Annotated in this window: 8 protein-coding genes and 2 pseudogenes; 3 read left to right on the top strand and 7 right to left on the bottom strand. The window is 71.5% G+C overall.

Annotation, left to right across the window (positions count from 1 at the left end; all coding sequences use genetic code 11):
* Positions 1-84: 84 nt before the first annotated feature.
* The 5 genes and pseudogenes from ABZ570_RS32495 to ABZ570_RS32475 form a co-directional block, all read right to left on the bottom strand.
* Positions 85-2,703, bottom strand: coding sequence for a dockerin type I domain-containing protein (locus ABZ570_RS32495; protein ID WP_358071772.1), 2,619 nt, complete (start codon positions 2,701-2,703; stop codon positions 85-87).
* A 227-nt stretch (positions 2,704-2,930) separates the two neighbouring features.
* Positions 2,931-3,719 carry a sterol carrier protein domain-containing protein gene (locus ABZ570_RS32490; protein ID WP_358071770.1) on the bottom strand — a complete coding sequence of 263 codons (789 nt, stop codon included), beginning with the start codon at positions 3,717-3,719 and terminating at the stop codon, positions 2,931-2,933.
* 116 nt (positions 3,720-3,835) lie between these two features.
* A pseudogene (locus tag ABZ570_RS32485) lies at positions 3,836-4,123 on the bottom strand (GNAT family N-acetyltransferase); the annotation flags it as partial.
* Between the two features lie 29 nt (positions 4,124-4,152).
* Positions 4,153-5,151, bottom strand: coding sequence for a cytochrome d ubiquinol oxidase subunit II (gene cydB / locus ABZ570_RS32480; RefSeq protein ID WP_358071768.1), 999 nt, complete (start codon positions 5,149-5,151; stop codon positions 4,153-4,155).
* Positions 5,152-5,164: 13 nt separating this feature from the next.
* Positions 5,165-6,577, bottom strand: coding sequence for a cytochrome ubiquinol oxidase subunit I (locus ABZ570_RS32475; protein WP_358071766.1), 1,413 nt, complete (start codon positions 6,575-6,577; stop codon positions 5,165-5,167).
* 177 nt (positions 6,578-6,754) lie between these two features.
* On the opposite strand from ABZ570_RS32475, the gene ABZ570_RS32470 reads away from it, so the two are divergent.
* On the top strand, positions 6,755-7,534 hold the full coding sequence (locus tag ABZ570_RS32470) for a lysophospholipid acyltransferase family protein (protein ID WP_358071764.1): 780 nt from the start codon (positions 6,755-6,757) through the stop codon (positions 7,532-7,534).
* Between the two features lie 12 nt (positions 7,535-7,546).
* Here the strand turns inward: ABZ570_RS32470 and ABZ570_RS32465 are convergent, their stop codons facing one another.
* Positions 7,547-7,915 (bottom strand): DUF4180 domain-containing protein, encoded by a 369-nt coding sequence (locus ABZ570_RS32465; RefSeq protein ID WP_358071762.1) that lies wholly within the window; start codon positions 7,913-7,915, stop codon positions 7,547-7,549.
* A complete protein-coding gene (locus tag ABZ570_RS32460) occupies positions 7,908-8,357 on the bottom strand; it encodes a helix-turn-helix domain-containing protein (RefSeq protein WP_358071760.1) in 450 nt (149 codons plus the stop codon). The genes ABZ570_RS32465 and ABZ570_RS32460 overlap by 8 nt, the downstream gene beginning before the upstream one ends.
* A gap of 91 nt (positions 8,358-8,448) precedes the next feature.
* On the opposite strand from ABZ570_RS32460, the pseudogene ABZ570_RS32455 reads away from it, so the two are divergent.
* Together ABZ570_RS32455 and ABZ570_RS32450 are read left to right on the top strand one after the other, a co-directional pair.
* A pseudogene (locus ABZ570_RS32455) lies at positions 8,449-8,538 on the top strand (glycerophosphodiester phosphodiesterase); the annotation flags it as partial.
* Positions 8,539-8,552: 14 nt separating this feature from the next.
* On the top strand, positions 8,553-9,944 hold the full coding sequence (locus ABZ570_RS32450; protein WP_358071758.1) for an MFS transporter: 1,392 nt from the start codon (positions 8,553-8,555) through the stop codon (positions 9,942-9,944).
* The last annotated feature ends 95 nt before the right edge of the window (positions 9,945-10,039 follow it).

Below are 10,039 nucleotides of genomic sequence, written 5' to 3'. Positions count from 1 at the left end.
GTCTACGCCCACAACGCACATCTGCAGCGGGACAAGAGCACGATGCGGATGTGGGCGGCGGTGTGGCCGCCGCCGGCCATGCGGTCACTGGATTTCGATGTGGTAGCAGCCGTTGCTGTTGCGTTCGTCGATGAAGCGGGTCACCCGTGGGCGGATCGCGTTGACGAACAACGGGCCGTTGGTGGCGTTGAACACCCCGGCGCCGAGGTCGGCCACGTTCACCGTGGCCGGGTCCGCGCAGTGCCGGGAGACGTTCTGGGGGCCCTGGTTGTTGATCTCCTGTTCCATGGCGGCCCGGATGGCGGCGCTGTTGGCCAGGATCTGCTGCAGGGTGAGTCCCTGGGTCTGCTGGACGAACACGTTGATGACGGCGTCGCCGGGGGCGGCGTAGAGCGCCAGCTGGTTGTTGACGTTGACGTTGACCGGGTTCGCCGCGTTGGTGAGGTTCTGGAACATCGCCCGTGCCTGGTCGGCCGGGGTGCGGGCGGTGCTGGTGATGGTGACGGTCCGCTGGCCGGCGGCGCGCAGGCTGTCCTTGACGATGTCGATGGTGGCCGGCCGGAGGACCGCGGCGTTGGCGTTGGGGCCGAAGGCCACCTGCACGTCGGCGAGTGCGCCGACCCGGCTGGGGCTGGCGACGGCGATCAGGTGGGTGACGCCGGCCGGATCGTCGGCCAGCAGGTTGCCGGCGATGCGGATCGGCCCGTGTGAGCCGGCGGTGGTGCCGGCCGGGACGGACTGGCTGAAGATGGGCGCACCGAGGCGGTTGGCGTGGCCGGGGCCGTTGGCCCAGTACACGTCGATGGTGCCGGCCTGCTTGAGGTCGCCGTTCTCGACGGTGTAGGTGAGGTCCATGCCGCCGGCGGTGTTGTTCCAGGCGAGGCTCGGGCGGATCTGGTCGCGTACCTCCTCGACGAAGTCGACGACGACCTGCGAGTCGTACAGGCCGTCGCCGACGTTCGCCACGCCCAGGTCGACCTGGATGGTGTCGCCGGCCCTGTCCACGGGCAGGGTGAGATCCCGCCAGCCGGTGGCGCCGCTGCCGTAGTCGAACTGGCCGAGGCCGAGGCCGTTCATGCTGTTGGCCTCGACGGCCGACCCGCCGCCCTGCTGGCTGCGCAGGGAGACGCGGAAATAGTCGTTCCACTCGCTGCCGAAGTAGCCGCCGGGGACTTCGCTGGTGATGAACCGGTAGCGGATGCGGACCGCAGAGACGTCCGCGTCGGTGGCGAACGCGCGGGAGATCGACTGCTCGCCCTCGCCGGCGGTGCCGAGCGTGAGGTCGTTGTCGACGATGGACGTTGCCGCCGGCGCGCCGGCGGTGGTGGTGGCCGGCTCGGCCGGGGTCATCGCCGGCGCGGCGGTGCGGTTGCCGCGCGAGGCGGCCAGGCCGGCCGGGGCGGCACCCGGGACGCCTTCCACGTGCGGCTTGATGGTGACCGGGGCGGCGCCGGTGTTCCAGCCGGCGGTGCCCTGGCTGAAGTCGTTGTTGGCGATCGTGCTGGGCGGGGCGAAGCCGCGCAGGGTGATCCGGACGGATCCGTCGCCGGCGTACAGGCCGGCGATCCCCTGCCGGTTGCCGCTCGCGGTGGCCTGCACCAGGACGGTGCGGGAGGGCACGTTGGGCACCGCCGTCTGGCCGGTGCTGGTGCTCTGCTCGGCGTAGACGTCCTGGTCGTCGGTCAGGCTGACCCGTACGACGACGGGTTCGGTGACCGGCGCGCCGGCCTCGTCGACGACGGTGACCCGCACGGTGTTGGACCCGGCCCAGACGGTGGCCTGGTGGTACAGGGGGCGGCCGAGGGCGTCGACGCTGATGAGGCGCAGGTCGTTGCGGCCGTCGGCGAGTGCGGTGGTCGCGGTGACGCGGTCACTGCCGACGGTGACCCGGCCGGCGGGTACGGGCTTGTCGTTGACGGTGAGCCTGGTCTCGGCCGGGTCGTCGTAGAAGTCGGCGCCGGCGAGCGTGAACGTCACGGGCGCGGATACGGCGTTGAATCCGGTCGGGGACACGTCGGCCAGCGCGAGCGCGCCGGCGGGGAGGTCCGTGTCCAGCGGGTTCTCGACGGTCAGCCGCAGTCGGGTCGCCGCGCCGAGGTTGAGCGCGGCGGCGAGCCGGTCGAGTCGGTTGATGGTGCCGTTGCGGTCCACGTCGGCCGATGGCGAGTACTTCGGGTTGCCGTAGGTGGTGCCGGCGAGGGAGTCGATCAGGGTGAGGTCGTCGTGGTTCACCTGGAAGTCGGCGTTGGCGTCACCGGCGAGGGAGGCGGAGAGCCGGTACGCGCCGGAGGTGTTCTTCTCGGATCCGATGAGCACCTCGTAGGCGCCGCCGGGGGTGAGCGCGGCGACGGTGTAGCTGGATTTGCTGCCGGGGGTGTCGTGCCGGAAGGGCACGGAGACGTAGGGCGGGGGCCCGGACTTGGACCGGACCACGATCATGCCAGGGTCCAGCGCGCTGCCGGACGCGGCGTCCAGGGTGAATCCGACCAGCACCCGGCCGAGGCGGGTCGGCGTGTAGTCCTCGCGGGCGAGGTCGAGGGCCACCGTGCCCTGTTGTCCGGCTGGCAGTTCGCCGGTGTACTCGGCGTAGACCGCGCTGGCCGGAGGATCCGCGGATGCGGATGCGGCCGCCGCCGCCGCGGGTGCAGCCGCTGCGACGAGGCACAGCGCCGCCAGCGCCATCAGTGGTCGAGCACGTCTCATGTCCCCTCCACACACACTTTTGGGCGTCGCCTGTGGATGGTGGGCGTCGCCTGATCCAGAGGGGGAAAGTAACAGCGCGGTTACTCAGCGCACATCGTCCGTTCGCCGTCGGGGATCGCACCGATCGACAGTCGTTTATAGCGCGTCGGCGGGTCGCCGGTGCCGTCGCGGCGGCTGCGGTCGCCGCGACGGACGCCGGTCAAGTGGCCGAAACAGCCGGGCCGGTGTCAGAAATAGTCGAGCAGGTGGGCGGGCCCGCCGGCGGCGAGCAGATCCAGGGCGCGGGGGTCGGCCCCCGGTTCGTGGCACAGCTGCCCGGCGTGGACGAGGGCTTCGGCGGTGGTGGCGCCGGCGTAGAGCTGGGCGAACCCGCGTACGCCCAGGTGCAGGGCGGGTGCGGTGGTGGTGCGGCGCAGCTCGGCGGCGCCGTCGGCGACCTCCAGGCGCCAGGCGCCGGTGTTCCAGTCGGCGAGTTCGTCGTCGAGGGTGAAGTCGACTCCGCCGCGGGCGTGCACCGGCCAGCCGCGCAGGCGTACGGCGCGGGCGACGTCGACGGGCCGGTGCATCCAGGTCTGCTGGTGGTGTTCGCGGGCGGCCTCCACGGGCAGGTGGGCGGTGACGGCGTCGCCGTCGAGCAGACGCAGCCGCAGGGTGGGGGTGACGCTGCGCCAGCTGGCGAGCACGCCGACGAGTTCGCGGGCGCCGTCGGCGGTGGTGGCGAGGGCTTCTTTGACGGTGAGGACCGCCTCGGGGCCGTAGCCGCGGCCACGGTCCCAGCTGGCGTAGGCGACCAGGTTGCCGTCGTGTTCGACGAGGGTGACGCCGTCGGTGGGCAGCTTGGTGGTGGCGCCGAGGTGGTCGAACAGGCCGCCGCGGCGGGTGAGCATGCCCCGGCGGTGGCGGGCGACGCGTTCGTACAGGTCGGAGACGGCGGGCAGGTCGGCGACGGTGGCGGCCCGGACGTCCAGGTGCGGTGCGGGTCGGTGTGGAGGCAGCGCGGCGGTGGGCAGGTCCACCGTGCGCAAGGTGCCGGCGACTTCCCAGCCGCAGGCCCGGTAGGGGCCGGTGGTGGTCGGGTACAGGCGCTGACGGCGGCGCCGCGGTCGCGGGCCCCGCGCAGCAGGGCGGCGAGCAGGGCACGGGCGGCGCCGCGGCCGCGGGCCTCGGGGGCGACGGCGACGCCGCCGACGGCCGTGGCGGGTACGGCGCGTCCCGACCACCACTGGTGGTGGTGCAGGTCGGCAGCCTTGCCGCGCAGTCGGCCGTCGCCGTCGAACGCGCCGTACCGGGTCATGCCGGGTGTTTCCTGGGTGGCGTGTGGTGGAGGTTGCGGGTCGGAGCCGAAGGCGTCGCGGCCGAGGGCCCAGGCGGCGGGCAGGTCGTCGAGGGTCAGCTCGCGGACGTCGAGGCTGGGGCGCACCGGTCGACGGTAGTCCCGGACGGCTGGGATCAGTGCTGCGGGATGTTGGCCACCCCGATCCGCTTGCGGAACACCCAGTACGTCCAGCCCTGATAGGCCAGCACGATCGGGGTGAACACCACGGCGATCCAGGTCATGATCTTCAGGGTGTACGGGGTGGAGGCGGCGTTGGTGGCGGTGAGGCTGCCGGCGGGGTCCAGGGTGGAGGGCAGCACGTTCGGGAACAGCGCGGCGAACAGGGTTGCCACGGCCAACCCGATCGCCACGGCGGTGCCGGTGAACGCCCAGCCCTCCCGGCGTACCCGGGCGGCGGCGAGACCGCCGAGCAGGGCGAGCGCGGCGCCGGCGGCGAGCACGACGGCGGCCGCGCTGGAGCGGATGCTCAGCGTCCAGGACAGGAAGGCCACCGCCACCACGGCGGTGCCGGCGCCGAGTTTGACGGCCAGGGCGCCGGCCCGGGCGCGGATGTCGCCGGTGGTCTTCAGGGCGAGGAACACCGCGCCGTGGGTGAGGAACAGGCCCAGGGTGGTCACCCCGCCGAGCAGGGCGTACGGGTGGAGCAGGTCGAGCAGGCCGCCGACGTATTCGTGGTCGGCGTCCAGCGGCACGCCGCGCAGGATGTTGGCGAAGGCGATGCCCCACAGGATCGCCGGCAGCAGGGAGCCGAAGAAGATGGCCTGGTCCCAGCGGCGTTTCCAGGACGCCTCGGGGCGCTTGTGCCGGTACTCGAAGGCGACCCCGCGGGCGATCAGGGCGAGCAGGATGAGCAGCAGGGGCAGGTAGAAGCCGGAGAAGAGGGTGGCGTACCACTCGGGGAAGGCGGCGAACATGGCGCCGCCGGCGGTGATCAGCCAGACCTCGTTGCCGTCCCAGACCGGGCCGATGGTGTTGATCAGGACGCGGCGTTCCCGGTCGTCGCGGCCGAGGACGGGCAGCAGCATGCCGACGCCGAAGTCGAAGCCTTCGAGGATGAAGTAGCCGGTGAAGAGCACGGCCACGAGGAGAAACCAGACGGTCGTCAGTTCCACGGTGGGCTCCAGGTCAGTAGGCGAAGGCGAGCGGCCGCTCGGCGTCGTCGGTGTCGTCGGGTTCGGGGGCCGGGGTGACGTCGGGTACGCCGGCCTTGGCGTAGCGGACGAGCAGCCTGAACTCGATCACGGCGAGGGTGGCGTAGATGAGGGTGAACGCGGTGAACGAGGTGAGCACCTCGGTCAGTGAGACGCTGCGGGACACGCCGTCGCGGGTGAGCATCTCGCCGAAGACGATCCACGGCTGGCGGCCCATCTCGGTGAAGATCCAGCCGAAGGAGTTGGCCAGCAGCGGCAGGACCGGCAGGACCAGGCCGACGCGTAGCAGCCACCGGCTGGTGGGGGTGCGGCCCTTGCGCTGGGTCCAGAGCACGAGCAGGGCGATCGCGGCGGCGGCCAGCCCGAAGCCGATCATGAAGCGGAAGCTCCAGTAGGTGACCGGGATGATCGGGGTGTAGCTGCCGGCGCCGTACTGGGTGGCGTACTGGGCCTGGAGGTCGTTGATGCCGTGCACGGTGCCGTTGGGGTCGCCGGTGCCGAGGAAGGACAGCAGGTAGGGGATCTTGAGGGCGAAGATCTCGCGGCTGCCGTCGAGGCTGCCGACGGTGAGCACGGAGAACGAGGCGGGGCTCTCGGTGGTGTAGAGGCCCTCGGCGGCGGCCATCTTCATCGGCTGCACCTCGGTCATGATCTTGCCCTGGATGTCGCCGGTGAGCACCACCAGCGCGGAGGCGACCAGGACGACCCAGGAGCCGAACCTGGTGGCGAACCGGTAGGTGCCGGCGTCGGCGCTGTCGCGGTGGCGGATGACGTGGTAGAGGCCGACGGCGACGATCAGCGACCCGGCGACCAGGAACGCCCCGGCGAGGGTGTGCGGGAAGGTGATCAGGGCGACCTTGTTGGTGAGGACGGCGAGGAAGTCGGTCAGTTCGGCGCGGCCGGTGGTGGGGTTGATCCGGTAGCCGACCGGGTTCTGCATGAACGAGTTCGCGGCGAGGATGAAGTAGGCGGACAGGTTGGTGCCGATGGCGGCGGCCCAGATGGCGGCCAGGTGCAGCCGCTTGGGTAGCCGGTCCCAGCCGAAGATCCACAGCCCGATGAAGGTCGACTCGAGGAAGAACGCGACCAGGGCCTCGATTGCCAGCGGGGCACCGAAGATGTCGCCGACGAAGCGGGAGTAGTCGCTCCAGTTCATGCCGAACTGGAACTCCTGCACGATGCCGGTGACCACACCCATCGCGAAGTTGATGAGGAAGAGCTTGCCGTAGAACTTGGTGAGTTTGAGGTACCGCTCGTTGCCGGTGCGGTGCCACATGGTCTGGAGGATGGCCACCAGGACCGACAGGCCGATGGTCAGTGGCACGAAGAGAAAGTGGTAAACGGTGGTGACACCGAACTGCCAGCGGGCGACGTCCAACGCGTCCACCTGAAACCCCCAGCTGTGCTTACTACGAGACGTAGTAAATACTACTCGGCGTCGTAGAAGGATCGGCAGGGCCCTGGGTCCCGACCCGGCACGGGACCAATGACCCTGATCACCTCCGCCGTACGGTCCGGGATCGGGTCAACGGCCCACCCTGCGGCGTGCGACCATCCAGCACTGATGAACACCCCGACCACCCCCTGGCGGGCGCCGCTGCTGTGGCGTACCGCGCAACTGCTCGCCCGCGGCGTCGTCGGCCTGCTGGGACGCCTCGAGGTCACCGGCGACGTGCCGGTGGAGCTGCGCCACGGGCCGCTGATCCTGGCCGCCAACCACATCAGCCCGTTCGATCCCGTGGTGCTCAGCGCCGCCTGCCGGGCCCGGGGCGTCGCCCCGCGGATCATGGCCACCGGCGGCCTGTTCCGCGCTCCCGTCGTCGGTCCGCTGATGCGCCGCGCCGGGCACATCCGCGTCGACCGGGGCACCAGCTCCGTGCACCAGGCCCTCGATGTGGCCGCCGCGGCCGTGGCGGGCGGCTCGGTGGTGCTGCTCTACCCGGAGGGACGGATCGGCCTGGACCCGGGCATGTGGCCGGAGCGGGGCAAGACCGGCGCGGCCCGGCTCGCCTTCGCCAGCGGCGCCCCCGTCGTCCCGGTCGCCCAGTGGGGCTCCCACGAGGTGCTGCCGTACCGGACGACGCCGGCGGAGGTCCTGCGCGGCATCGCCCGGGCGGTGGTCCGGCGACCGGTGATCCGGGTGCGCTTCGGCACCCCGGTGGTGCTGAGCCAGCTGAACCCCGGCACGCCCGGGGCCGCCCGGCGGGCCACCGACCGGATCATCGACGCGATCACCGACAATCTGGCGCCGCTGCGTCCCGACGAGCCGTACTGGCCCCGCCACGTCGACCCCAGCCGCCCGGCCGACACCGCCCGCTCCCACCGCCGCCGGCCGCGCGGCTGACCGGCGGCGGTGTCAGGCGCCGGCGGACAGTCGCGCGTCGAGGGCGTCGAGGTCGGGCACGAACCAGACCTGGTCGTGCCGGTTCGACTCGGCCACCAGGGCCCGCAGCGCCGTACTGGCCTCCAGATGCGCGGTGATGTCGCCGACGACGACCAGCCGCAGCCGGTAGTTGACGAATTTCTGCATGATCTCCCCGGCGAAGCGGGTGCCCAGGGAGAAGAAGCTCGGATCGAATCGGCTGGCGGGCACGGCGACCACCTCGGCGCCGGCGAAGGCCGCGCCGATCAGGTCGAGTGCCTGCTCGGTGGTGGCCACCGGTGGCCCGGCCGGGTCGCAGACCAGCACCGGCACCCCGGCCCGCTCCTGGATCAGGTCAGGCATCGTGCACCTCCCCCGAGAGCAGACCGTTGTCGCCGTGCAGGACCGCGTCGACCAGGCGCAGCAGGTCGGCGGTGGCGGCGGGGTCCCCCAGGATCACGAGTTTCATGCGGTGGCGCTCCTCGTCGTGGACGACCTGTACGCGCAGCGGGCGTGCGGGGTCGTGGCCGGTGTTGGCGCCGGCGAGCACCAGCGTGGCGAGCCGATCGGCGGCCGCCCGGTCGACGCCGTCGACCTGCACGATGCTCGACACCTCCAGCAGCGGCACGCGGGCGGGTGGCACCGGCCGGCCGGTCAGCGCGTCGAGGTCGGCCCGGGCGATCCGGTACTGCTTGCCGATCCGCACCGCCCGCAGCCGTCCGGCCCGGATGTAGCCGCGCACGGTGCGCACGTGCAGGCCGAGCAGGTCGGCCACCTGCTCGACCGAGTACAGGTCATTACTCATCGCTCCCGATCGTACGCATGATGAGGAACGATAGGGAAGTTTATTTCGGCGGGGTGGCCGACGGAGCCGAGAAAACCGGCGGATGCGCCACTTACTTGACCTCGGTGCGGATGGCATCATGACCGATCACGTCGGGGTGCTCCGCGACGTCCACCGCCGCCGCGGCCACTGGGCCGCCTGAGCCAGAGGAACCCGATGGCCGAAACGGTCGCCCCCGCCGTCGCCGAGCCCGCGCGCCCGGGCAGCACCCGCCGCGAGCGCACCGGTTGGTACTTCTACGACTGGGCGAACTCCGCCTTCCAGACCACGGTGATCACGGTCTTCCTCGGCCCCTTCCTCACCACGGTCACGAAGTTGGCCGCCGGCTGCGAGCTGGGTGCCGACAGCTGCGACGGGTACGTCCACCCGCTGGGCATCCGGGTCGCCCCCGGCTCCTTCTACCCGTACCTGGTCTCGCTGTCGGTCCTGCTCACCGTGTTCGTGCTGCCGGTCGTCGGGGCGATCGCGGACCGGTCGATGCACAAGAAGCGGCTGCTGGGCCTCGCCGCGTTCCTCGGCGCCGGGGCGACCATCGCGTTCGCCTTCGTCACCGGCGACCGGTACCTGCTCGGCGGGGCGCTGTTCCTGATCGCCAACATCTCCTTCGGCGCGGCCGTCGTGGTCTACAACTCGTTCCTGCCGCAGTTGGGCGGCCCCGACGACCGCGACGCCATCTCCAGCCGGGGCTGGGCCATCGGCTACCTCGGCGGCGGGCTGCTGCTCGCGCTGAACCTGGTCGCGGTCACCATGCTCAGCGAGGAGGGCAACGCGCAGCGCACCATGGACCTGGCCCGCTGGTCCATCGTCTCGGCCGGCGTGTGGTGGGCGGCGTTCACCCTGCTGCCGCTGCGTTGGCTGCGGGAACGCCCCACCGCCGAGGCGCTGCGCGGCGGCGGCAACGTGCTCACCGACGGGTTCCGGCAGCTCGGCCACACGCTGCGGGAGCTCAAGGCGTACCCGCTGACGCTGTTCTTCCTGCTGGCCTTCCTGGTCTTCAACGACGGCATCCAGACCGTCATCACCCTGGCCAGCCAGTACGGCACCGAGGAGCTGCGGCTGGAGCAGAGCACCCTGATCGTGACGATCCTGCTGGTGCAGTTCCTCGCCTTCGGCGGCGCGCTCGCCCTCGGCGCCCTCGCGCGGCGCATCGGCGCGTGGAAGACGGTGCTGCTGACCCTGGTGCTGTGGACCGCGGTGATCATCGCCGTGATCCGGCTGCCCGCCGAGGCGCCGCTGCCGTTCATGATCATCGGCGGGTGCATCGGGCTGGTGCTCGGCGGCAGTCAGGCGCTGAGCCGGTCGCTGTTCAGCCAGCTCATCCCCGCCGGCAAGGAGGGCGAGTACTACGGCTTCTACGAGATCAGCGACAAGGGCACCAGCTGGCTCGGGCCGGCCGCCTTCGGGCTGGTGTTCCAGCTCACCGCCTCGTACCGGGTGGGCGTGGTCTCCCTGCTGATCTTCTTCGTGGTCGGGTTCGCGCTGCTGGCCGCCGTGCCGATGCGCCGGGCCATCCTCGCCGCCGGCAACACCCCGCCCCGGGTGCTGTAGCGCGGCCCCGCGCACCGGCCCGATCAAGGGCGGTCGATCGACTAGATGATTGAGTCCGAAGTTCGGACTGCTCAGTGGTCGTATGCGATGAGCGA

Origin of the sequence: Micromonospora sp. NPDC007271 (assembly GCF_040634005.1) — a bacterium.
In the GTDB taxonomy this organism is placed as follows: Bacteria; Actinomycetota; Actinomycetes; order Mycobacteriales; family Micromonosporaceae; genus Micromonospora.
The sequence above is the reverse complement of the archived record's forward strand: the minus strand, read 5'-3'. Positions and strand labels throughout refer to the sequence as shown.